This is a genomic window from bacterium (assembly GCA_030690305.1).
Taxonomy (GTDB): domain Bacteria; phylum Patescibacteriota; class Minisyncoccia; order Phycocordibacterales; family JAGLPS01; genus JBBUCK01.
In genome coordinates this window covers 38,294-62,285 of sequence record JAUYHB010000006.1, presented here as the reverse complement: position 1 = coordinate 62,285, position 23,992 = coordinate 38,294, and the positions used below count along the sequence as shown (strand labels likewise).

Genomic DNA, 23,992 nt, shown 5'->3' with positions numbered 1-23,992 from the left:
GGGTGTTTTGTCCGTGCTATGGATATAGACGCATTCAAATCAAACGAAAAAACGAAATATCTTGCAGATATGTTCCTTTCCTTTGAAAAAGAGGAGAAGGAAATGGAGGTCCTTTCAGAAGACGGATCCATGAAGGAGCTTGCCGATGAGGAACTGAAAAAGATACGGGAACAGAAAAATAATCTCTGGAAACAAATGGAAGACATTCTTTTTGTTGAAAAGAAAACGGAAGCGTTTCCTGACGAGATTATTCTTGAGGTTAGAGCCGGTGCGGGCGGCGAAGAAGCTGCCTTGTTTGCCTTTGAACTCGCCTCAATGTATAGAAAATATGCCGAACTTCAGGGGTGGGAAGTCAGGGTAATTGACGAATCAAAAAGCGCGCTTAACGGATACAAAGAAGCATCTTTCGAAATCAAGGGGAAAAACTCCTACAAAGATTTACGTTTCGAGACGGGGGTTCACCGAATCCAAAGAGTTCCCGAAACAGAAAAATCCGGACGTGTTCACACCTCAACCGCTTCGGTTGCCATTTTGCCGATACCGAAGAAAGTGACTATTGAAATAAACCCTTCTGACCTGGAAATGGAGTTCTCACGTTCAGGCGGTGCGGGTGGTCAAAATGTTAACAAGGTGGAAACGGCCGTCCGTCTTATACACAAGCCAACCGGAATCGACGTGCGATGCACCTCCGAAAGGACTCAGCTTAAGAACCGCGAAAAAGCGATGAGTATTTTAGCGGCAAAGATTGTCCTGATGGAAGAAGAAAAACAGCGTTCCCAATTTTCTTCAGACAGAAAAAGCCAGGTTGGGACGGCTGACAGGTCGGAAAAAATCCGCACCTATAATATTCTGCAGGACCGTATTACCGACCATCGAATAAAGGAATCATGGCACAATATCGCCTTGATTCTCGCCGGAAATATCAGTCCGATTATTGAATCATTGCGTAACAGGGAAGTGTTGGACGCGCCTGAAGACGCGCCCGAGTCGCAGGTTGCATAAGGAAAAACAATCTGTTACACTTGCCCATATCTTGTTTTATTTTGGTGAATGAAGTGGGTGCCGATAGTTTTTAATCGACATTCCATCCTCAACAAAACTAAAGCAAGAAATTAAAATCCCTTATGGAAACAACAACAAAACCAAATCCTTTGATTGAAGCGATGTTTAAAGCCGGCGCGCATTTCGGTTATACGCGCTCTCGTCGTCATCCTTCGGTCAAGCCATATCTTTGGGGAGTTAAAAACAAAATAGAAATTTTCAATCTTGAAAAAACAAGCGAGTCTCTCGAGGAAGCGGGTCTTTTTGTAAAAGACATTGCCCGAAATGGAGGTGTCATTTTGTTTGTAGGCGGAAAACAGGAGTCACAAGACATTGTGAGAAAAGCGGCGGAATCAATCGAAATGCCGTATATCGCTGGCCGTTGGCTCGGGGGTATTCTTACCAATTTCAGCCAAATAAGAAAACAGGTATCCGCGTATGAAGACCACCTTTCCAAAAGGGAAAAAGGGGAATTTGTGAAATATACAAAAATGGAACGGCTTCTTCTCGACCGAAAAATCGAACGAATGCATAAACTGTTTTCGGGACTTGTTCCTCTCAAGGACATGCCTGCAGCGCTTTTTGTAATAGATCCTCGCCGCGAGCATATTGCCGTTTCTGAGGCTCAGGCCAAAAAAATTCCTGTCATCGCCCTATGCGGTTCCGACTGTAATCTTAAAGATGTTGAACACGCAATGCCGGGTAACGATGCATCGATCGCAAGTATCTCTTTCTTTGTAGACACTATTATTAAAGCGTTTAAGGAAGGTAAAAGCGTCAAATCTCAATAAATCTTTAATCTTCCGCGCACGTTTTTTGGTTCTTTAGGCAAATAACTATGATTACTACGGAACAAATAAAAGAATTACGAGACATTACCGGAGTGTCCGTTATGGAATGCAAAAAGGCTCTTGAGGAAGCTCAAGGAGACAAGGAAAAGGCGATTATCATCCTGCGTAAAAAGAGCAAAGCTGTTGCCGATAAAAAGGCGACGCGCGAGCTTAAATCGGGTACCGTTGCCGCTTACATCCACAATACGGGAATGGTGGGGGTGCTTGTTGAACTTGCCTGTGAAACGGACTTTGTTGCCCGAAACGAGGAATTCAAGCGTCTTGCGTATGATATTGCCATGCATGTTGCGGCACTTAATCCTGAATATTTGAAAAAAGAAGATATTCCCGAAGCCGCAAAGGCAAAGGCAACGGAAGTATTTTCCGAGGAGGTTTCGGGAAAACCGAAAGAAATTCAGGAAAAAATTCTTTCCGGGAAACTTGATGCGTATTTCAATGAAAGAGTTCTGCTTGCCCAGGCATTTATTAAAAACCCTGAAGTAACGATTCAAAATCTTATTGAAGAAGCGGTTCAGAAATTCGGAGAAAAAACGGAAGTCGTCCGTTTTACGCGTTTTTCCATCGACTAATGGAGAAAATAGTTTTTACACTCTTCGTTTTCTCCCTTACATGTCTTGTCGGGTTGTTTGTTCTAAAAGAGTTTGAACGCAGACAAGGCCGCTCGTTCGGGCTTTCTCTGTGGTTGGCAAACTTCGATAACTATTTTGCTCCGAAAATCAGCGCGTTCTTTTTCTTTTTTCGGGGAGAAGGGGAGGGGAGTTTGAAACACCAACTGAAGTTGGCGTTTCAAAGAATAAAAAATTCCGCTTTGAATTTTCTCAACAATCTTCAAAAAAAATATAATACATTCAAAGAATCTTCCCGGGGGCAATACCCCCTCAAAAACAACGGAACAAATTCCGACTTTTTGAAACAGGTTTCCGAATATAAGAACGGGAATGAGGGGAGAAGTGAGAAAAATGTTGAGAAAGAAACGGAAACTTTGAAATAAGCTTTTCTTTTTGGTACTGTTTAGAACACGCCGCCTTAGCTCAGTTGGTAGAGCAACGCTTTTGTAAAGCGAAGGTCCCCAGTTCAAGTCTGGGAGGCGGCTCACTGAAAGTGAACCGGTCAAAATGCTATCTTCCCGGAGTCGATGAGGCGGTTTCCGCCAGCGCCTTGATTTCCGGTATGATGGCTTCAATTTCTTCAACACTCCTGAGCCCATAATAGGCCTTATCGTTGATAACAAGGGCAGGCAAGTCCTTGCCAATACGTTTGATCGAAACAAGTGTTTTTACCGCTGAAAGAGGGAGATTGTAGTCAAACGCGTAAATACGAAGGGTCGGATATTTTTCCCGCAAACGGGTAAGCACGTATCCTTCCCGTACACAGTCCGGACAATCGCCTTCGTTTGAATAGAAATAAAGAATAAAAACAGGGTCAAGTTTACATTTTTCGCTGATTTTGTTCATGAGCAAGTAGTCTTTGATCAGAAGAAGAGAGTAGGATTTTTTGAGAGCGATCACTTCCGGATTATCTGTCCCGCGGCTTTCTTCCGCGAAGGCCAGTTTTTCCCCGAGAGGACCAAGCTCCTCGGAAAGAACAGACGCTCCTATATTTTGACATGACGACTCGGCAAGGAGTGAATACTGAGTTTCGGAGGAGAGAATATCTATGGCGATTCTGTTTTCAATGGTTTTCAGTTCGGTCAGTTTCTTGTCATTGAGGTAGTTTGAAATATAAAAAGCAGTAAAAAAAATTGCCGTGGTTATAAGCAACACAAAGAAATATTTTTTTATTTCAATCCCTTCTCGCATGATTCTATCTCCAACTTACCTTTTTTGAAAAGGCGACGCGGTAAATCGCTGTTCCAAGCCATAAAGGTGTAATAAAAGGGAAGAGGAGAAAAAAGTAAACAAGGTCTCTTGAGAAAGTCATCTTTCCAACAGCAAGCTTTTTCCCAATAAGGATAAGCAATACGGTTATGACCGACAATATCGTACTGAGGAATAAAATCCCGTCGGTATTGAGAAAAAACCAATCAAAATGAAAGCCTTTCCAGGAGATATCCACTCCTACCGTGGCGATTTCAACCCACTTTTCAACGCCCTTCATAAGCATTTCAAAAATGACGTTTCCTACCGTATACAGAGTTGTAAAAATAGTTCCCGCTGCCATTGGAAGAACAAAGAGCCCTAAGTGACCGTATTCTTTCTTGAAGAACAGTTCCCGATAATCAAAAGCGTTTTTAAGAAATCCATACGTCCATCGGAGACGTTGGGCATACAGGGTCTTGAGCGTTTTCGGAGCCACAGTATGAACATACGCACTATGAGCATTTGCGATTCTGTAATGATTTTTTTGCAGACGAAGAGCAAACTCAAGGTCTTCCGTTTTGTGTCCTTCCGTATATGTTCCTATTACATTGAATATTTCTCTGCGAAAAATAGAAAATGGACCCGGAGTAACATATAACGCTCCAAGATATGAAAGAACTTTACGCAAAAATATACCCCATTGGTACTCGACTTGCTGAAACGACTGGATGACGGTCGACGGGCTGTGAACGATGATTGATGGAACTACCGACATTATCGTCTTATCTTCAAAATACGAGATGATATTGGAAAGGGTGCTCGGCTCAACAAAAGAATCCGCATCCAGACAACCGACAAATTCTCCGTGTGAATGTGTTAGGCCGTAATTTAGGGCGGTGTACTTTCCTCCATTTTCTTTATGGAGCACGGTGATTCTTTTTTCGGTTGAAAAATTTTCCTTCAGTATTTGCGCTGTTTTATCGCGGCTTCCGTCATTCACGACAATAATTTCAATTTTTTCTTCCGGATAATCGAGACGCAGAAGTGATTGAATGGTTTTTACCACGGTGTGTTCCTCGTTAAAACAGGGAACAATGATTGAAACCGAAGGGAAAAAAGTGTTTTTACGCGACGTCTCGTATTTAATCTGAATTCTTTTTTCGAGATACGTTACAAGCAAAAAAACCTCAAAATAGAGGGAAACAAAAAGAAGCATATAAATTACCACCGTCTGTGCGTCATTCATCTCTCAATTTTCCCTGATTATACCCCTCTTTGGCTATTTTACAAATTTTCTTCGGGAAAAAACTTTGAAATAAAAAACCTCCTGCCAAGAGCACAGGGTGTTGGCACGAGACCGTGGGTTTTTTGTTGTTAAAGTGCGAGCCACCGCTCGCCCATAACTTTATGCGCTCATTCATCCACCCGCCTAAGGCGGGGGGCGTTCTAAGCGCTTACAATAAAGCCTTCTTTTCTATATAATGGCGGGTATGGAACCGGGCAAAGGACATCTGCATCCTATCAGCATTCTTATTGAAGAATCCAATGCGATTTTCAACGAGCTTGGTTTTGCCGTAGCGACCGGTCCGGAGATAGAAACCGAGCGTTACAACTTTGACGCACTTAACATTCCCGCCCACCATCCTTCCCGTGACATGTGGGACACGTTCTGGCTTAAGCCGCTTGAAGACAGAAAATTGCTCCGCACGCACACTTCTCCGGTGCAGATTCGCTACATGGAAACGCATACGCCGCCGTTGCGGATTATTTCACCAGGAAAGGTTTTCCGTCACGAGGCAACGGATGCGACCCACGAATCGCAGTTTTACCAACTTGAGGGCCTGATGATAGACCGGAACGTTTCTCTTGCACATCTCAAGGCAATTCTTGAAGCGTATTTCAGAAAAATTCTTTCAAAAGATATAATAATCCGTTTCCGTCCGAGTTATTTTCCGTTTGTTGAACCGGGAGTTGAAATAGATATTGAGTTTCAAGGTAAATGGCTTGAAGTCATGGGCGCGGGCATGGTTCACCCACACGCACTTCAAGCGGCGGGTATTCACCCCGGGCAATGGAGTGGTTTTGCATTTGGGGGCGGGCTTGACCGTCTTGCAATGCTTAAATACGGTATTCCCGATGTGCGGCTTTTGTATAACGGAGACATGCGCCTTATCAATCAGTTTTAATTATGAAAATAAGTTACCACTGGCTTGCAGATTATATTTTGGGGAGTCTTCCCAAGCCCGACGTGTTCACGGAAGCGATTGAAATGTCGGCTTTTGAAGTTGAATCGGTTGAGGAGAAAGGGGAGGATGTGATTTTTGATCTTGCCGTTCTGCCAAACAGGAATCACGACTGTCTTTCACATCGCGGAATTGCGCGGGAGGCGGCGCTGCTTCTGAACCTTCCACTTAAAAAAGAAGAAAAAACTGAAAAATATCCCATCTCGAAAACTCTTTCCATTTCTCTCGCGCATCCGTTTTGCAGACGATATGTCGGAGCTTTGGTCAGGGATATAAAAGTGGGTCAAAGCCCCGAGTGGCTTAAAAAGCGTCTTGAAGCAATCGGCCAGCGTTCAATCAATAATATTGTTGACGCAACAAACTACGTTATGTTTTCTTTGGGTCAGCCCCTTCATGCTTTTGATGCCGACAAATTCGAAAAGAAGGCGGATAAAATTTCTATCAGTCTTGATATCTCCAAGAAAGGAGAGAAGATGGAAGCACTTGATGAAAAAACATACGACCTTCCCCAGGGCACTCCGTTGATACGGGACGGAAACTCAGGTGCAATTCTCGGCATAGCGGGCATTAAGGGCGGCAGGGCAGCAGAAATTTCTTCTCAGACAAAAAATATTGTTCTTGAAGCCGCAAATTTCGACCCGATTCTTGTAAGAAAATTTTCCAAAGATCTCAACCTGCGTACCGATGCGTCACTTCGTTTTGAAAACGAAATTTCCGCCACTCTCGCTATGGAAGCGATGCAATCGGTTGTCACCCTCATTCTCGACATAGCCCATGGAGACAAAACAAGCGTGGAGGGCGTTGTTGATATATATCCGAATCATGAGGTTCAATACAAAGTGGGAATTTCAAAAAATGAAATTGAACAAATACTGGGCATTGCACTTCAGAAAAAAGACATCGAAAATATCTTAACCCGCGCGGGTTTTTCTTATGAAATAGTTTCTCCGAGAAAAAAAATAGTTGAAGACGCGAAAAAGTATATCGGTACCCCATACAAACGCGGAGCAAGTGTTGGCAGGGAAGGTGGACAGGCCTTTGATTGTTCCTCTTTTGTTGCATATCTTTACGTTAGCGCCGGTGTAGGCATTCCACGTATTTCCGTTGACCAATATGTGTGGGGTTCTCCGGTTTCCGAGAAAGAAACCAAACCGGGGGATGTTATTTACGCAAATACCGGAGTTGGAGAGCATGGCGTTCACTACGAAACAAAAGAATTTTTAAAAGGGACAAAGGTCCCTGAAGGAGTTGACCATTGTGGAGTATATATTGGCGACGGAGAAGTCGCCCACGCTACGCAGAAAGCGGGAAAGGTTGTGATTGAAAAAATAAAAGAAAGCGACAGATTTAAGCACATTGCCGGCTACCGCCGCCACATACCCTCCGAGGAAGAACGCTTTGTTGTTACTGTGCCTTTTACACGCCTTGATGTCCGTATCAAGGAAGACCTTGCTGAGGAAATCGGACGGGTCTATGGATATTCCAAAATTGCCTCAGTGATGCCTCCTAAGGCCTCCAAACCGCCCGTGCACAAACGTTTTTATTACACGAGTGTCATTCGGCATTTCCTTATAGAGAAAGGCTTTTCCGAAACGTACACATATTCACTTATTTCTCACGGAGACATTGAAATTGCCAATCCGCTTGCCGAGGACAAAAATTTTTTGAGACCAAATTTGCAAGGAGGGGTCAAAAAAGCGCTTGAAGAAAATCTTCGAAATGCGGACCTACTTGGATTGGATGCGGTTAAAATTTTTGAAATCGGGACGGTTTTTTCCATGAAAGGAGAAATACTTTCTTTCACTCTTGCGTTAAAAGGACAAAAATCAAAAGAGAAAAAGGAAATAGAGGAACTGGCAGAGACAGTTGAAAATCTTGGGAAACATCTTGGCGTGCAGTTGCCTCCCGTTTCCGAAACTTGTTATGAAATCGACCTTGGCGACATCATAGACTCCCTTCCCGAACCGAAAGCCTATGAAAAAGAAAGTATCAATGAGCACCCCAAACAAGTAGAGAAAATTTCTGCATATCCATTCATGCTTCGCGACATTTCGCTTTTTGTTCCATCCGGCATTACCTCGTACACTGTTCTTTCCGTTATTGCAAAAGAGGCGGGAGACCTTCTTGTCCAAAGCAGGCTGTTTGACGTGTTCGAAAAAACAAATGCCGAAGGTGGCAAACAAACTTCATATGCCTTTCGCCTCGTATTCCAATCCTTTGAAAAGACTCTTTCCGACGAAGAAATTAATGTCGTTATGAAACGCGTGTCCGATGCTCTGGAAAAAGAAAAAAATTGGAAAGTAAGATAATACGATGACTCTTGATGCACCTTTTTATTCTCAGTACGACAATGTGACCGATGAGTCATGGCGTTCAAAGGCCTGTGCCGTTACATGTCTGAAGATGGGTCTGGATTTTCTATCCTCGGATATTCCTTCAATTGATTCTCTTATTGAAGAAGGAGTTTCCATAAGTGGTTATACTCCACATGGGTGGTCTCACGACTCACTTGTTTTTCTCGCCCACAATCATGGAGTTCCCTCATACAAAGAGGAGTTCCGTTCCGCGAGTGATTTGTTTAAAGAGAGACTGGAAACAGTTGGGCTTAGTAAAATAATAAAAAAACTTGCTGAAAACCGTCCGGTTCTTCTGTCAGTTACCAAGCCGAATGATTCTTTCCATGCCATTTTAGCTGTGGGTTTTGAGGGGGAAACAGCAAGCCCTACCCATATTATTTTTCATGACCCTGACACAAAAGACGGAGGTTCCTCATTTCAAAAGATGACTTTGCCAGACTTTCTAAAAAAATGGCGTAAATTAGCCATATTCTTAGGGTAATTTTCAGTTTTTATCGTTTTTCCCGAGGGAGGGGAAAAACATGTTCAAATGTCCAAAACAGCTTTATTTTGAGGCCGTTTTTTGGTATAATAGAGGGTACGAAATCAGTTCGTTTTTTTGTTTTTACTGCTCAACGAGCGAGTGAAAAGGGAGAGCATTTTCTCCCTTTTCCGAGCGAGAGACAGCAACAAAGTATTTTTCTTTATGCCGAAAAAAGAGGAGGAAAAAAAGGAAAAACCAGCTTCCAAAAAGGGAAGTTACAGCGCCCAGGATATTACCGTTCTGGAGGGTCTTGAGCCTGTAAGAAGACGTCCGGGAATGTATATCGGGACCACAAGTTCCGAGGGGCTTCACCACCTTATTTGGGAAATTTTTGATAACTCGCGGGATGAAGCGATGGGCGGTTTTTCCAATCGTATTGAAGTGGCGTTATTGTCCGGGAATCGCGTACGCGTAGCGGATAATGGCCGCGGGATTCCGGTTGACGTTCACAAACAAACGAAAGTCTCCGCGCTTGAAACAATAATGACCACGTTGCACGCCGGAGGAAAATTCGGCGGGGAAGGATACAAAGTTTCCGGAGGTCTTCACGGTGTCGGGGGTTCGGTAGTCAACGCCTTGTCTATACACATGAAAGTTTCGGTGCATCGTGACGGAGGGCAATATGTTCAGGAATATGCTAAAGGAAAGAAAAAGCACGCGGTCAAAAAAATCGGTTCATCAAAAATGACGGGAACTATCGTCACCTTTGAACCCGATGAAGAAATTTTCAAAGAAATTTCTTTTGATTTGAATAAAGTTATGGACCATATGCGTCAGCAGGCGTATCTTGTGCGTGGTCTGCGTATTGTTGTTATTGATGCCCGTGGGGAAAAAGAAATTGACGATTCTGAAATATTTTTCCTTGAAGACATTCATCTTGAAGCCCCTTCGTACACCTTCTGTTTTGAAGGCGGCCTTGTGTCGCTTGTAAGTTTTTACAACAAATTTTTCAAACCGATTCACAAAAATATTTTTTATACCGAAAAACATACGAATGAATACGAAAGTGTTGAAATCGCTCTTCAGTATGTGGATGATATTTCTTCCCGTGTATTACCGTTCGCAAACAACATTTATAACTCGGAAGGCGGTATGCACGTTACCGGTTTTAAAACCGCTCTTACCCGCACCATAAACAACTACGCCCGCAACAATAATCTGATTAAAGAAAAAGAAGAAAGCCTGACAGGAGAAGACGTCTTGGAAGGCCTTACCGCGGTTGTGGCGGTTAAACTGCGTGAAATCCAGTTCGAAGGACAGACAAAAGCAAAGTTGGGGAGTCTTGAAGCGCGCGGAATGGTTGAAAGCGTTTTTTCTGAAGGATTTACCGCTTTTTTGGAAGAACATCCGGACGAAGCACGTTCAATCATAAACAAAGTGCTTCTTGCTCTTAAGGCGCGAAAAGCCGCAAAAGCGGCCAAGGACAGCGTTTTGCGCAAGGGAGCGCTTGAGGGAATGATGCTTCCAGGGAAACTTGCCGACTGCCAAAGCAAGTCCGCGGAAGAATCCGAACTGTTTATTGTCGAGGGGGATTCCGCCGGAGGAACGGCGAAAAGCGGACGTGACCGCCGTATTCAGGCAATTTTGCCGCTTCGTGGAAAAATTTTAAATATTGAACGTGCCCGTTTGGACAAAGCGCTTGCATCCGAACAAATCAAAAATCTCGTCGTTGCTCTCGGAGCGTCAATCGGTGACAGTTTTGATATTACCAATCTTCGTTACCACAAAGTCATTATCGCAACAGATGCCGATGTTGACGGTGCGCATATCAGAACGCTTCTTCTTACTATGTTTTATCGTTTTCTGCGAGGTCTTCTTGACGGCGGATTTATTTATATTGCCCAGCCCCCGTTGTACAAGATTTCCAAAGGCAAAGAAGTCCGCTATGCATATTCCGATAATGAAAAACTCAAGTCTCTCAAAGACCTTGGTGTAGACGCCAAAGAAGCGGAAGAAGTTGAAGAGGTGCAGGAAGAAGGCGCCGAGCCCGAAACTGTGGAAGTTGAAGAGGAGAAGGCAAAAAGAGTTCCTAAAGTAAATATTCAGCGCTACAAAGGTCTCGGAGAAATGAACGCCGAAGAATTGTGGGAAACGACTATGGATCCCAAAAGACGCATTTTAAAACAGGTGACAATTGACGATGCCCGCGAGGCGGATAAAATATTTGAAATTCTCATGGGCGACGATGTGGCTTCCCGAAAATCATTTATCCAATCCAACGCCCATAAAGCCAACCTCGACATTTAAAAACCCGTTCCAATTTATTTTTCCCAAACACGATAAAATTCTGCTGAATTTTTCTCTGCTCCTTACAGGAGCTGTACACCTTGTGGGTTTTTAAGAAAAAACCTCACAAGGTCTTGCGGAAGCTTCAAGTATTCTCTTTCTCACGCCCTCTTCGGACTCCGCAAGGTTTGGCAAAAATAAATTTTCACTCTAACGTGAAGAGAAAACAAGAACTCAAATAAAAAATCCGCTTGAAGCGGGTTTTTTATTTGAGTTCCGGAATTATCTTATCAAGTGGGTGAACGCCGATGTTTCCCTTGTCCCTGCTTTCAATAGTGACGCTTTCCGCTTCAACTTCTTTATCTCCAATGACAAAAATATACGGAACCTTGCTTACTTTTGCAGCGCGTATTTTTTTGCCGAGTCCCTCATCAGTGTCATCAAGCTCTACGCGCACATTATTTTCATTCAGAAATTCGGAAACTTTTTTGGAGAATTTCTTGTGATTTTCTCCTATAGAAAGCACTTTTACCTGCACGGGAGAAAGCCAGTAGGGGAATGCTCCGGCGTAGTGCTCAATTAGAAAGCCGATGAAACGTTCATGAGTTCCAAGCGGTGCACGATGGATACATAAAGGAGTTTCTTCCCGTCCCTCCTTTGTGGTGTACGTAAGGTTGAATCGTTTTGGTACGGCAAAATCAACTTGATTCGTAGCAAGGGTAAATTCTCTGCCAATCGCGCTCCATACTTGCACGTCGATTTTGGGTCCGTAAAAAGCCGCTTCATTGGGAACTTCCACGTAGGGAATCTTTGATTCAACAAGAACATTTCGCACCATATTCTCGGTTTTTTCCCACAATTCCGGCTCATCAACATACTTCTCCCCGAGTTTTTTTGGGTCATGCGTGGAAAAACGCATCACATATTTTCCCAAACCGAAAATTTTAAAATAATGAAGATACATGTCATTCACTTTCCTGAATTCATCGGCGAACTGTTCCTCGCTGCAGTAAATATGTGCGTCGTTCATCTGAAGCATACGCACTCTCATAAGGCCGAACAATTCCCCGGATTTTTCGTGACGGTATACCGTGCCATATTCCGACAGGCGCAATGGCAAATCTTTATAACTGCGTTTTTCTGACGCGAAAATCTTGTGGTGATGAGGGCAATTCATCGCTCTCAAGTAATATCTTCCGCCCTCATACTCCATCGGAGGGAACATGGTTTCCTCGTAATAGGGAAGATGTCCGCTTTTCTTATACATGGACTCTTTGGCAATATGCGGGGTACGTACCTGTTTATAGCCGGCATCCTTCTCGGTTTTTTTTGCTAATTTTTCTAATTCCTCAATCACCACCGTGCCATTCGGTAACCACAGCGGAAGTCCCGGACCAACATCATCGTCAAAAGTAAAAAACTTCAGATCCTTGCCCAATTTTCGATGGTCGCGTTTTTCCGCCTCCGCCATCATTTTTTTGTATTCTTCGAGTTCCTTTTTATCTGGAAACGCAAGGCCATAAATACGAGTAAGCATTTTATTTTTTTCATCACCACGCCAATATGCTCCGGCAAGGCGAGAAAGCTCGAATGCGTCGGGCTTTATTTCTTTTATGTCTTCAACGTGCCCACCGCGGCACAAATCGGTGAATGTTCCCGATGTATACAAAGTCAGGGGTTCTTTTTTCCCGACTATTTCATCTATAAGTTCAAGTTTGTACGGATTGTGTTGAAATCGTTTTCTTGCTTCTTCCGGAGGAACCTCTTCTCCTTCGAAAGAATCCCACGTTTTTAAAATCTCCCGCATTACATTTTGAATTTTCGGAAGGTCGGTTTCCGCAACCGGGGTGGGAAAGTCAAAGTCGTAATAAAAACCGTTATCAATGGCGGGCCCGAGGGTAGGCTTTGCATCGGGGTATAACTTCAGGACTGCTGCTGCCAAGAGATGGGCAAGAGAGTGTCGCAGGTGTTCTAGTTTTTTCGAGTCCATGTTGAAAATACTAGCAATTATTACAAGAAATATCCATGCATTGTTTTGTAGGGAATCTTGACTTTTGTACCAATTTACTTTTAAATAATCTTAAACGGAAAGGAGGTTCTTTATGATTTTAAACGTGTTGAACAGATTTTTGATTTGGTGGCGGGGGTATCCTTTTAGGTTTCGACTCGATAAAGAAAAGGATGACCTTGTATCCCAGCACCTTTTCCTTCAAAGGGAAGTTGCTCATGCCATAATCAGTTTTGCCTTCAATTTGCGTCCTTTACATGAAGATAGAAAGGCGATGGAAAAATTAGTTTCTTTCATGAAAGAGCACGAAAATGAACTACGCTCGTATCTTAGTCCATACTCTCGTTATCTTAACTTTAAACCTTTGATAGATAATGAAAGATTCCAGTCGGCCCTCCTTCTGAGCGGAAAAGGAAGAAAGGTCTCTGTGACATTTCTTAACAAGGAAACTCTTGCACCTTGTGCAATATTGGAAGCATAGGCACGAGCAAGATCAACTAAAAAGAAGCGAGATTTAAACTCGCTTCTTTTTTATATCCACTTCTTACAAGATTTTTGCCTTCTCAACGACGAGACTAGACTCTCCGTCGCGTTTCGATATTTTTCCCTTCAGGGCGACGCATTTATCAAGCACAAGAATGTCTTTGTATTCCTCATATACGCGGGGAAAGACAACAGCCTCGATGCTTCCCGTAAAATCGGTAATTTTAAGAAACATCATCCGTTCTCCGCGCTTGGTAAGAATACTTTTTGCTTCCTCAATAATCCCCGCCGCAACCGCTTCCATACCTTCTTTCATTCCGTCCTTAATTTTTGAAATCGGGAAATCTCTGCTTTCAAGTTTTTCTCTGAATTTATCCAATGGATGTCCCGAAACGTATAAACCGAGCAGTTCTTTTTCCCACGTCAATTTTTCTTCCGTCCCCGCGGCGCCTGCTTTTTCAAGCGTAAGAGGTGCGCTTTCTTCGTGAACGCTTCCGAACAAAGAATCCTGGTTTTTGGGCCCGTGGTTTTTCTGCTTGTTATATTCAAGAATATTTTCGAGATTATGAATAAGTTCCCCGCGTTCCCCGAATTCATCAAGGGCACCGGATTTGATAAGCGCCTCAAGTGATTTTTTATTCAAATTCCTGTCTGTAATACGGTCAAGAAAATTTTTAAGCGACGTGTATTTTCCGTTCGCTTTTCTTTCGTCAATGATACTGTGCGCCACGCCTTCGCCGAGGTTTTTGATAGTCAAAAGGCCGAAACGTATTTTTTCATTTTCCGTGCCGCCTCCGACAACGGTGAAGTCTCTAAAACTTTCGTTGATGTCCGGCGGAAGCACGGCAAGGCCCATCCGCTTGCATTCGTTGATGGTTTCGGCGATTTTTTCCACATCTCCCGCGTCCGCGGTGAGCACCGCCGCCATATAAATGACAGGGAAGTTGGCCTTCATATACGAAGTCTGATACGCGACTTTTCCGTAACTTGCCGCGTGAGCTTTGTTGAACCCGTACGCGGCAAATGGCTCAATAAGTTTCCAAAGCTTCTCGGCTTTTTCCTTGGTCATGCCGTTTTTGATAAAGCCCGAAAGTAATTTTTCTTTTTGCGCCTCCATTTCTGCCGGAATTTTCTTTCCCATCGCTTTGCGCAATTTATCCGCTTCAAGCCAAGAGTACCCGGCGAGATTGATGGCAATCAACAAAACGTCGTCCTGATACGTAATAACTCCGTGCGACTGGGAAAGGATATCCTTAAGGCGCGGGTCCAGATACGAAACCAGTTTTGAGTTGTGTTTGCGCTCAATATAAAGCGGAATGGATTCAAGGGGTCCGGGGCGATACAAGGCAACCATGGCGTTTATATCGTGAATTGTCGTTGCCCTGAGCTCTTTTAGATAACGCGTCATTCCGGCGCCGTTGAGCTGGAACAGGCCGATGGTTTCTCCGCGCGCAAGCATTTCAAAAGTTTTTTTGTCATCAAGGGGAATATTTTCAATATCGACTTTCACACCCTTAAGCTCCGCCACGAGTTCAACCGCGTACGCAAGAATGGACAGGTTTCTGATGCCGAGAAAATCGAATTTCAAAAGTCCCGCGTCTTCAACGGAATGCATGTCGTACTGGGTGATCAGCTTTCCTCCTTTGGGGTCAAACTGGAGCGGCACGAAGTCGGTAAGCGGAGTGGGGGAAATAACAACGCCCGCGGCATGAACGGAAATGTGCCGTGCGCATCCTTCAATCGCGCGCGCCATGTCCAAAATGGTTCTTGTGTCGGCATCGTTGCCGTATGAGGATTTGAGTTCCGGCGTAATCTCAAGGGCGTGGTCTATGGTCATGGGAAAACCTTGCGAGCCGAACGGAATAAGTTTAGCGATACGGTCTCCGACGCCGTATGAGTAGCCCAAGGCACGCGCTACATCGCGGACGGCGGCTCTGGCCATCATTGTTCCAAACGTACCTATCTGCGCCACTTTATCCTCGCCATATTTGCGTCTCGCGTAATCAATCATCTCATCACGCCGGTTGTCGGCGAAATCCATGTCGATATCGGGCGGGGACGGACGCTCCGGATTGAGGAAACGTTCAAACGGAAGTTTGTATTCAAGAGGATTGACGTTTGTAATTCCTGCAAGAAACGTTACCAAAGACCCCGCGACGGAACCTCTGATGGTGGTAAGGATATTTTTTTCGTGCGCATATTCCATCAGGTCCCAGACGACAAGAAAATACGGCGCGTAACCTTTTTTTCTAATAATTCCGAGCTCATACTCGATTCTTTCTTCAACCTCTTTCGTTTTCTCCATTTTTTTCCGCTCAAGTCCTTCTACCACAATATCGCGGAGCATATCATCGTGAGTTTTTCCCTCGGGGAGTTGTACCGCGGGAAACACCCATTTCCCGAGCTCAAGTTCAAGATTGCACATCTCGCTTATTTTTTTCGTGTTGATGACCGCCTCAGGAATGTCCGCAAAGTATCGTGCCGCGGTATCGGAATCGATAAGGGAAAAATCTTCAACATCGTTGAAGTGCGTTTCCTTATTCATCTGAATCGACATCATCGTATCACGCACTTTTTTATCCTGAGCTTTGAGGTAATAAACATCGTGGGCGGCCACGAGGGGTATACCCAATTCTTTCGCGAATATCTGAAGAAATTTCATTTTTTCCGCGTGCCCATCAATCTCAGGATGGTGAGTGATTTCTATAAAAAAGTTTTCTTTTCCGAATGTTTTTATATGCCATGCCGCGCTTTTCTTGGCTTTGTCGAAATTTTTTGAAATTGCGGAAAGAGCGATATCTCCTCTGAAAGAAGGAGAAATGCAGATAAGGCCTTCCGCATACCGCTCCATCAATTCTCTGTCGAGACGAGGCTTGTAATAAAAACCTTCAAGGTAGGAAAGAGTGACGAGTTTAAGAAGATTTTTGTATCCGGTAAGATTTTTTGCAAGAAGCACGATGCGTGTCCGCACCGAATCCAGAGTTGCTTCCTTGTCGTGACGGCTTCTCGCCGCAACGTAGGTGTCAACTCCGATAATCGGTTTTATTCCCGCTTTTTTGCATTCCTTGTAAAACTCAACCGCTCCGTATAGGTTTCCGTTATCCGTCAGGGCGATGGCATCCATCCCAAGCTTTTTTGTCTCCGAAACAAGGTTTTTAATCTTGGGCAAACCGGTGAGAAGGCTGTAATGGCTGTGCGTGTGGAGATGGACGAAAGATGACATTGAGGAAATTATATCAGACCGTCGGCGGGTTCGTGATACGATGGGCGTATGAGAAAAGAAATCCAATATATTGTCGGTATCGACGAAGCAGGAAGAGGACCGCTTGCCGGTCCTGTTTCCGTGGGAGCGGTTGTTGTTCCTGTCGGATTTCCCAAAGCCTTTTTTAAACATATCCGCAACTCAAAGGCGCTTTCTTTGGCCAAACGGGAAGAATGGTTCTCTAAACTCAAAAAACAAAAAATTTTATACAGTGTGTCTTTTTCATCATCGGTTACCATAGACAAAAAAGGGATAGCAAAGGCAGTGAGGTTATGCATTGCACGTCTTCTGAAACGATTAAAAGTTAATCCAAAACGCTCACTTGTGCTTCTTGATGGAAGCCTGAAAGCGCCCCCATCATTTTCTTTTCAAAAAACGATTATCGGAGGAGACGAAAAAGAACCGATTATCAGTCTTGCATCAATTATCGCGAAAGTCCTGCGCGACCGCAGGATGGTGCGTTATGCAAAACTATACCCGAATTACTCTTTCGAAATCCATAAAGGTTATGGAACTTCTCTTCACATAAAGCGCATCAAAAAACACGGACCTTCTTTATTGCACCGAAGAAGTTTTCTAAAAAATATTATTTGACAGAAAGATTTTTATGTTGATAATTTTCACCAGATTCCCGTATTTTAAAAATTCAAAAAGGAGGGTTGTGTGATAACCAAATATATACTGGACGACAAAGAATGGGCAGAAAGACAGCGTATCAGGTTTATACAGAATATTTTCGTCTCTCTGTGCCTGGTTGTTGTCATTTTGTTTCTCTGGGGTTCCTATTTCTGCCTGAGCCGGCTTTTTGGAACCCATATCACGTTTTCAATTAACGTGTCGCGCGGTTGGGGAGTTAACCTAGCAACCGCTGAAGGTTTGATGATGGGGGTAGGACTCCTTTCGCTATTGGGCTTCTGTCTCACGTGTGCCTATGCGGTCGGTAGGTTTTTGTACCTTTTTTTAAATAACAGACTGGATGAACTGTAAGAACATCTTAACCCGCGCTTTGCGAAAGGCGCGGGTTTTTATTTGACAGAACCTCTTTTTTTTGTTATGATTAAGAAAAGTAAATATAGGTTCTTTCAAACAAAAAGGAGGAGAAATGACTAAGACGGAAAAGGGTTTGGATAAAACCGCCTACGGTATCTTTTTAGTTGTACTGTTTGCCTATGTGTATATATTCTGGCAGATTCTCAGAACGCTGTGGCCGGCAATTGTGCACCAGTGGGGGAATCTGACAGGAATTCTCCACAAAGCCGGTCCTGGGGGATGTGATACGGCCTGTACGCTGTCTCTGTTGCCTCCAGGCATGACTGCGGGAGGCCTGTTGTTGGTTGCGGCGATTGTTTTTCTCGGTTTTCTTGTAACTATCGCCTTCTTCCGCCGCCTCACTTGCAATTGTTTTGCCTCCTCGTAAGAGTAAGCAAAACCCGCTTCCGCCCCGTTCACTTTCAAGTGAACGGGGCTTTTTCTTTGTAATAAGCCAAAAACTGTGTGAACAGATAATTGACAAACTACCCAATTTTTGTTATTGTTTGCCCAGTTTGTCAGTGTAAAGTTCTTTACAACCGAAAAACAAAAAGGATGGTGATATCTATGGAAAAACGCAGTTCACTTTTTCCGTATCGCTCTTCAATTCGAAAGATAGTGGGCTACAGAAGCGAACATTATGCTCTGGGCATCATTAGCAAAGAAGTGAACGAGATACCCTACATTCTTGCGTATTCGGCAAGAAGGGGGTCAGGGAAGTGGATGTTTCGTCTTCCGGGAAGCAGGCAATTGTCGGGTGAGGAACCCGTATCAACCCTGTGTCGCGCATGCAGAGAAAAAATTGGCGTCACGCTTAAACCGAACGAATGCGAGCAGCTTCAAGACATTGGTACAATGTTTGGTTACTCGCAGAAGATTTTTTTCGTTGACGCTACAGGCAGAGAATTGTTTTTGAGAAAGGAAATGCGAACCTTCACCGAATCAGTCGGGGGGAAGGTGCGGAAGGAAGAATGGAAAGCGCCTGAGTGGGTACCGCTGTGTTTCGCGATGGAAAATCTTTTTCCTACGCATAAGGCGTTTCTCACCTTGTCACTTCCAATCATCCAAAGATTAAAGCCTTCTTACCGGAAGTTCCTTTCTTTTGATCGTCTCACGATGGTTCGTTCTCACAAGAACATTCCTTTTGTGAAAACGTTCAGAGGATTCTTTGGTATGCAGGCATGCTGCAACGGATAATCTTCCTTAAGTTTTTCAAAAACCCGCAACGCAATGTTGCGGGTTTTTTCTTGCTTTTTCTTTAAAATGTTTTATACTTGCCCAGATATGGTTGTACGAATGCGACACACGAGATCCCACACGGCGAACCGCCGTTCTCACCACGCCCTTAAGGCGGAGGCTTTGTCTATATGCCCGAATTGCAAATCTCCCGTATCACGCCACACCGTATGTAAAAATTGTGGAGAATACCGCGGCAGGAAAATTGTTAACGTGTCCGCGGCTATAGAAAAAAAGGCCAAAAAACTTAAAAAGACCGAAGAGAAAAAAGAAACGGAGAAGAAATAAGAGGCGGAACCCTCTCGTTGTGCCAGGCAATAAAAGAAGTTTGTAGCAGGTTTTGTTTTTTGATAAGATTGAGGATGAGAAGTTACATATGCACGTTGTAAAATATGGCTAATCGGCACCTTTCACGATCAATTGTGATGCAAACCCTATTCGAGTGGGATTTTGCGTCCAAAAATAGCAGTGAGGTCAAAGAAATCCTTAAGAGGAATGTAGAGGAATTTGCTCCCGGCATGGGAGATTTTTCGTTTATGGAGGGACTCCTGGACACGGTTATCAAGAAGTCAAAGGACCTTGACCGCATTATCGAGAAAGCCGCTCCCGACTGGCCGATTGACCGTATCTCAATCATCGACCGGAATATTTTACGCATCGGACTTTCGGAATTGCTTTTCTCGGACAGAAAAGAAGTGCCACCCAAAGTCGCCATTAACGAAGCGATTGAACTGGCGAAAACGTTTGGAGGAGAAACGAGCGGAAAATTTATAAACGGGGTACTTGGCGCCGTGTACAAAGAAATGGGGGAACCGGGGAAAGACGAGATTTCCAAACGTAAAAAGTTTTCACCCGATGTGCCTGACAGCCAATTGCCGGTGGAACGGCTCGCGGGTGCCATTGTCTATGCCGTTGAAAAGAAACAAATTTACCTCGCGCTTGTGCATGACGTATTCGGGTACTGGACCCTCTCCAAAGGTCACCTCAACGAGAAAGAATCGGAAGAGGAGGGTGTTGTACGCGTTATCAAAGAGGAAATCGGCCTTACCATCTCTCCGGAAGAAAAATTGGGTGAAAATTCATACACGACCTTTGACCCGGAAAAGGGTAAAATAAAAAAACAAGTCGTATATTTTCTTGCGTCGTCTCCTTTTGACGATGTAAAACTTATGAAAGAGGGGGGCCTTGATGACGTAAAGTGGTTTAAACTGAGCGACATTATCACACTCAATTTTTACAACGACATCTTGCCATTGGTCACAAAAGCGATTAACATACTCTTGCAAAAGCATCCACAGCAGAAGAAATAGAACAAATGACGGATTTTTCAAATTTTGAACAAAAAATAGGAATAACCTTTAAAAACAAGGACCTTCTCAAGCAGGCCTTTATTCACCGTTCCTTCATCAACGAGCACCGCGACCTTTCCTTGGCCCATAACGAACGCCTCGAGTTTTTGGGTGACGCGGTGCTTGAGCTCGCTATCACCCATTATCTTTTTGAAGAGTATCCGGAGAAGACCGAGGGCGACCTTACCGCTTACAGAGCGGCGCTTGTAAATGCAAACAGTCTCTCCCAAGTCGGTATCGATGTCGGAATCAATGATTTCCTTTTGTTATCCAAGGGAGAAGCGAAAGACGTTGGACGCGCGCGGCAGTTCATTATCGCAAACGCGGTTGAAGCGATTATCGGTGCGATATATCTTGACCAAGGTTACGAGTCGGCAAAAATGTTTGTCCTCAAACACGTCAGGCCTTTGATTGACGCAATTATTGAAAGTGGCGCTCTTATTGACGCGAAAAGCTTATTCCAGGAACGCGCCCAGGAACAAAAAGGAATTACGCCGGCATATCAAATATTGAGAGAAACCGGCCCGGACCACGACAAACAGTTTGTCGTCGGAGTATTTTTAAATGAAACCATGATTGCTTCTGGCGAAGGAAGCTCAAAACAAATCGCCGAGCAGGAGGCTGCCAAGAACGCTCTCCAAAAAAGCGGCTGGAAATAGAAAAAGACCCTCAACAATAAAATATATGAGGGTCTTTTTAGTTTGTGTGCGCAATGTACAGAAGCGCCTCTTTACCATTCTCAATATAGACAAGGTGAACGGCTGTAATAAAAATTTTCCCGCCGTTAATCGATTCTATAATCGACTCACGTGTTTCCTTTTCGCTATAAAAGGCTACCCGCGTGTACTGCTCTATTTCTTGAGTACTCAACGCTTTAAAAACACTTACTTCTCCCGTACCGTTCTTGACCTTTTCGTATACGCCCACCTCACCTGTCTCGTTTTTTTCTCCTGCAAGAATAAATTTAATGCACCATACATTTTTCATTCCAGACTGAAAAGGTTCTGAGACTACCAGTTTGTACCCAATCTCTTGTCTCTCTTTGACGAGAAGGTGCTTGGGTCTGTTTTCTACAAGTGGACTGACGAACATAAGCGTACTGAGTACCAACGATATAATAGCCATAAATATCGCCTCCTTTTTGTTTTGAGAGTGCTTCTATCTGTCATCCAGTCAACCATTTTTAGCCAGATAAGTAAACGTGTTAAGATGGTAAACATGTATTTGAAAAACCTCGAAATTTCCGGTTTCAAATCGTTCGGAAAAAAAGATTCTCTTGAATTTTCTTCACCGATAACGGCTATTGTAGGCCCAAACGGCTCGGGGAAATCAAATATCGCCGAGGCATTTCGGTTTGTATTGGGCGAACAGTCCATCAAATCAATGCGCGGCAAACGGGGTGAAGACCTTATTTGGAACGGCTCTCAAACCGTGCCAAGAGCAAGCCGTGCTTCGGTTAAGGTGACGTTTGATAATCGAGGGCGGGCTCTTCCGATTGATTTTGAAGAGGTTATTCTTGAACGCACCGTCTACCGTGATTCCGTAAACGAATATTTTCTAAACGGCAGCCGTGTGCGCCTAAAGGATATTTTGGAGCTGCTTGCCTCCGCTCACATTGGCGCATCGGGCCACCACATTATTTCCCAAGGCGAAGCTGACAAAATTTTAAATACGAATCCCAAAGAGCGTAAAGAGATGATAGAGGACGCTTTGGGACTTAAAATCTATCAATATAAACGGCTTGAAAGCGAACGAAAACTTGAAAAAACGCAGGAAAATATAAAATCCGTAGAATCCCTGCGAAGGGAAATTGCCCCACATCTGCGTTTTCTGAAAAAACAAATTGAAAAAATCGAGAAAGCACGTTCAACGAAGGAAGAATTGCGCGTGCTCTACTTGCGCTACCTCAACCGCGAGCACACATATCTCTCAATAACCAGAAAAGAACTTGAAGACAGACGCCGCGGGCCGGAAAACGATTTGAAACGGCTTGAAGGGGAACTCGTGAAAGCCAAGAAAATTCTCGAAGGCTCGCACTCGCGGGACGAAAAAACCGAACGCATTTTTTCGCTTGAACAAAATATAAAGAAAACCCGGGAAGAAAAAGATGCCCTCACGCGCGACCTTGGCCGTATAGAAGGGGAAATTGCTTCCAACGAGCGTGTTATTGAGAGACAAAAAACCATTGAACGTGAGAAAGGAGAGGGAAGCGTTTCGCTGCGCGACGTTGAAGTACTTGCGGGAGACCTTGAATCGAAGGCGGAAACGGCTTCCTCGGACCCCGCTTCTCTGAGGGAAATCATTAAAACTATTCTCCATTCCGTCCGTGATTTTATTTCTTCGCACAGGCAAACGGTATCTCCCATTGTTTCCGATTCGCAAAAGGAAATCGAATTGCTTAATGACAAGAAAAGGGAAATAGAAAAACGAATTGTTTCTCTGAAAAATAACGAAGAAGGGTTTGAAAAAGAATACCGAATACTCAAAGAAGGAATCGAAAAAGAAAAAGATACGAGCCGCGATGCGGAGAAAGAAGTGTTCAGGATAATGGCCCAAGAAAGAGAGGTGCGCTCCGAGCTTACAATGGTTTCAAACGATGAAATGACGTTTCGACGCGCGGATGAGGATTTTAAACGCGAACTTACCGAAGCGGGAGTGCTTATCGGTGCCGCCATCCTGGAATACAAGACCTTTGTTTTAAAGGACGAAGACGGGAAAGAAATCGCCGCAAAGACGGTGATGGAAGAACCGCGCGATATCCAGGAAGACAGGCGTCGTGCAATCGAAAAACTGAAAATTCGCCTTGAAGACATGGGCGGAGGAGGTGAGGAAACGCTGAAAGAATTCAAAGAGACAAGCGAGCGCGATGAATTTTTGGCGCGGGAATTAACGGACTTGGAAAAGTCCGCGATGGACCTCAAAACGCTTATTGAAGAATTGGAAGAAAAATTGAATGTGGAATTCAAAGACGGCGTTTCCCGGATCAATCATCAGTTTAAAGATTTTTTCACTTTGATGTTTGGCGGAGGCACCGCCTCGCTTTCCGTTGTCGAAGAGAAAAAACGAAAACGATCCGATACCGATATCATATTGTCCGAGGACGAAGAATCCTCAATGTCCGTGGAAGAAGAAATTGAGGAAGGAATAGAAATTTCCGTTTCTCTTCCGCGGAAGAAAATCAAAGGTCTTATGATGCTCTCGGGCGGGGAGCGCGCGCTTACCTCAATCGCCCTTCTTTTTGCCGTTTCTCAGGTTAATCCGCCACCTTTTGTCATTCTCGACGAGACCGATGCCGCACTTGACGAAGCGAACTCGAGAAAATACGGCGATATGATTGAAAATCTTTCAAAGAAAAGCCAGCTGATTTTAATCACGCATAACCGCGAGACAATGTCTCGTGCCGGCGTTCTCTATGGCGTGACAATGGATTCCGGAGGAATGTCAAAACTCCTTTCGGTAAAATTCGACGAGGCGGTCGTGGTAGCGAAATAGAATCTCCGCGATTTTATTGACAAAGACACTTACTATGCTATCAATAGCAGGAAGCTTTTTGTACATTCACATGCGACAGGAGTCGCTTACCGC

The 23,992-nt window shown here is 44.1% G+C and carries 21 protein-coding genes and 1 tRNA gene; 17 read left to right on the top strand and 5 right to left on the bottom strand.

Features of this window, described 5'->3' with window-relative positions; genetic code table 11:
* Positions 1-18: 18 nt before the first annotated feature.
* The 5 genes from Q8O71_00325 (at position 19) to Q8O71_00305 (ending at position 2,985) form a co-directional block, all read left to right on the top strand.
* A complete protein-coding gene (locus Q8O71_00325; protein MDP2704839.1) occupies positions 19-1,002 on the top strand; it encodes a PCRF domain-containing protein in 984 nt (327 codons plus the stop codon).
* Between the two features lie 122 nt (positions 1,003-1,124).
* On the top strand, positions 1,125-1,832 hold the full coding sequence (gene rpsB, locus Q8O71_00320; GenBank protein MDP2704838.1) for a 30S ribosomal protein S2: 708 nt from the start codon (positions 1,125-1,127) through the stop codon (positions 1,830-1,832).
* Between the two features lie 47 nt (positions 1,833-1,879).
* Positions 1,880-2,461, top strand: coding sequence for an elongation factor Ts (gene tsf, locus Q8O71_00315; protein ID MDP2704837.1), 582 nt, complete (start codon positions 1,880-1,882; stop codon positions 2,459-2,461).
* Positions 2,461-2,883 (top strand): hypothetical protein, encoded by a 423-nt coding sequence (locus Q8O71_00310; protein ID MDP2704836.1) that lies wholly within the window; start codon positions 2,461-2,463, stop codon positions 2,881-2,883. The genes tsf and Q8O71_00310 overlap by 1 nt, the downstream gene beginning before the upstream one ends.
* A 29-nt stretch (positions 2,884-2,912) precedes the next feature.
* Positions 2,913-2,985: transfer RNA gene (locus Q8O71_00305), tRNA-Thr, on the top strand.
* A gap of 25 nt (positions 2,986-3,010) precedes the next feature.
* Here Q8O71_00305 and Q8O71_00300 read toward each other — a convergent pair.
* Positions 3,011-3,691 carry a hypothetical protein gene (locus Q8O71_00300; GenBank protein MDP2704835.1) on the bottom strand — a complete coding sequence of 227 codons (681 nt, stop codon included), beginning with the start codon at positions 3,689-3,691 and terminating at the stop codon, positions 3,011-3,013.
* Positions 3,692-3,695: 4 nt separating this feature from the next.
* A complete protein-coding gene (locus Q8O71_00295) occupies positions 3,696-4,937 on the bottom strand; it encodes a glycosyltransferase family 2 protein (protein MDP2704834.1) in 1,242 nt (413 codons plus the stop codon).
* Between the two features lie 244 nt (positions 4,938-5,181).
* Between Q8O71_00295 and pheS the strand changes: the two genes are divergently transcribed.
* The 4 genes from pheS (at position 5,182) to Q8O71_00275 (ending at position 11,061) form a co-directional block, all read left to right on the top strand.
* Positions 5,182-5,877, top strand: coding sequence for a phenylalanine--tRNA ligase subunit alpha (gene pheS / locus Q8O71_00290; GenBank protein ID MDP2704833.1), 696 nt, complete (start codon positions 5,182-5,184; stop codon positions 5,875-5,877).
* A gap of 2 nt (positions 5,878-5,879) precedes the next feature.
* Positions 5,880-8,243: a phenylalanine--tRNA ligase beta subunit-related protein gene (locus tag Q8O71_00285; protein ID MDP2704832.1), complete on the top strand. Its 2,364-nt coding sequence runs from the start codon at positions 5,880-5,882 to the stop codon at positions 8,241-8,243.
* 4 nt (positions 8,244-8,247) lie between these two features.
* Positions 8,248-8,772 carry a C39 family peptidase gene (locus Q8O71_00280; protein MDP2704831.1) on the top strand — a complete coding sequence of 175 codons (525 nt, stop codon included), beginning with the start codon at positions 8,248-8,250 and terminating at the stop codon, positions 8,770-8,772.
* Between the two features lie 204 nt (positions 8,773-8,976).
* Positions 8,977-11,061 (top strand): DNA gyrase subunit B, encoded by a 2,085-nt coding sequence (locus tag Q8O71_00275; GenBank protein ID MDP2704830.1) that lies wholly within the window; start codon positions 8,977-8,979, stop codon positions 11,059-11,061.
* A 244-nt stretch (positions 11,062-11,305) separates the two neighbouring features.
* Here the strand turns inward: Q8O71_00275 and thrS are convergent, their stop codons facing one another.
* Positions 11,306-13,030: a threonine--tRNA ligase gene (gene thrS / locus Q8O71_00270; protein MDP2704829.1), complete on the bottom strand. Its 1,725-nt coding sequence runs from the start codon at positions 13,028-13,030 to the stop codon at positions 11,306-11,308.
* Between the two features lie 112 nt (positions 13,031-13,142).
* Between thrS and Q8O71_00265 the strand changes: the two genes are divergently transcribed.
* Entirely contained in the window at positions 13,143-13,529 is a 387-nt protein-coding gene (locus tag Q8O71_00265; protein MDP2704828.1) for a hypothetical protein, read from the top strand.
* Between the two features lie 63 nt (positions 13,530-13,592).
* On the opposite strand, the gene dnaE is transcribed toward Q8O71_00265, so the two are convergent.
* Positions 13,593-16,754 (bottom strand): DNA polymerase III subunit alpha, encoded by a 3,162-nt coding sequence (dnaE, locus tag Q8O71_00260; GenBank protein ID MDP2704827.1) that lies wholly within the window; start codon positions 16,752-16,754, stop codon positions 13,593-13,595.
* Between the two features lie 48 nt (positions 16,755-16,802).
* Between dnaE and Q8O71_00255 the strand changes: the two genes are divergently transcribed.
* The 6 genes from Q8O71_00255 to rnc all read left to right on the top strand — a co-directional run bounded on the left by Q8O71_00255 (position 16,803) and on the right by rnc (position 21,066).
* Positions 16,803-17,387: a ribonuclease HII gene (locus Q8O71_00255; protein ID MDP2704826.1), complete on the top strand. Its 585-nt coding sequence runs from the start codon at positions 16,803-16,805 to the stop codon at positions 17,385-17,387.
* A gap of 508 nt (positions 17,388-17,895) precedes the next feature.
* Entirely contained in the window at positions 17,896-18,210 is a 315-nt protein-coding gene (locus tag Q8O71_00250) for a hypothetical protein (protein ID MDP2704825.1), read from the top strand.
* A gap of 179 nt (positions 18,211-18,389) precedes the next feature.
* Positions 18,390-19,019 carry a hypothetical protein gene (locus tag Q8O71_00245; GenBank protein ID MDP2704824.1) on the top strand — a complete coding sequence of 210 codons (630 nt, stop codon included), beginning with the start codon at positions 18,390-18,392 and terminating at the stop codon, positions 19,017-19,019.
* Between the two features lie 99 nt (positions 19,020-19,118).
* The gene (gene rpmF / locus Q8O71_00240) at positions 19,119-19,346 is read left to right on the top strand and encodes a 50S ribosomal protein L32 (protein MDP2704823.1); all 228 of its coding nucleotides are present in this window, start codon (positions 19,119-19,121) and stop codon (positions 19,344-19,346) included.
* A gap of 104 nt (positions 19,347-19,450) precedes the next feature.
* Positions 19,451-20,368 (top strand): transcription antitermination factor NusB, encoded by a 918-nt coding sequence (nusB, locus tag Q8O71_00235; protein MDP2704822.1) that lies wholly within the window; start codon positions 19,451-19,453, stop codon positions 20,366-20,368.
* 5 nt (positions 20,369-20,373) lie between these two features.
* Positions 20,374-21,066: a ribonuclease III gene (gene rnc / locus Q8O71_00230; protein MDP2704821.1), complete on the top strand. Its 693-nt coding sequence runs from the start codon at positions 20,374-20,376 to the stop codon at positions 21,064-21,066.
* A 37-nt stretch (positions 21,067-21,103) separates the two neighbouring features.
* Here rnc and Q8O71_00225 read toward each other — a convergent pair whose 3' ends face one another.
* A complete protein-coding gene (locus Q8O71_00225) occupies positions 21,104-21,532 on the bottom strand; it encodes a hypothetical protein (protein ID MDP2704820.1) in 429 nt (142 codons plus the stop codon).
* A gap of 93 nt (positions 21,533-21,625) precedes the next feature.
* On the opposite strand from Q8O71_00225, the gene Q8O71_00220 reads away from it, so the two are divergent.
* Positions 21,626-23,899 carry an AAA family ATPase gene (locus Q8O71_00220; protein MDP2704819.1) on the top strand — a complete coding sequence of 758 codons (2,274 nt, stop codon included), beginning with the start codon at positions 21,626-21,628 and terminating at the stop codon, positions 23,897-23,899.
* Positions 23,900-23,992 lie beyond the last annotated feature (93 nt).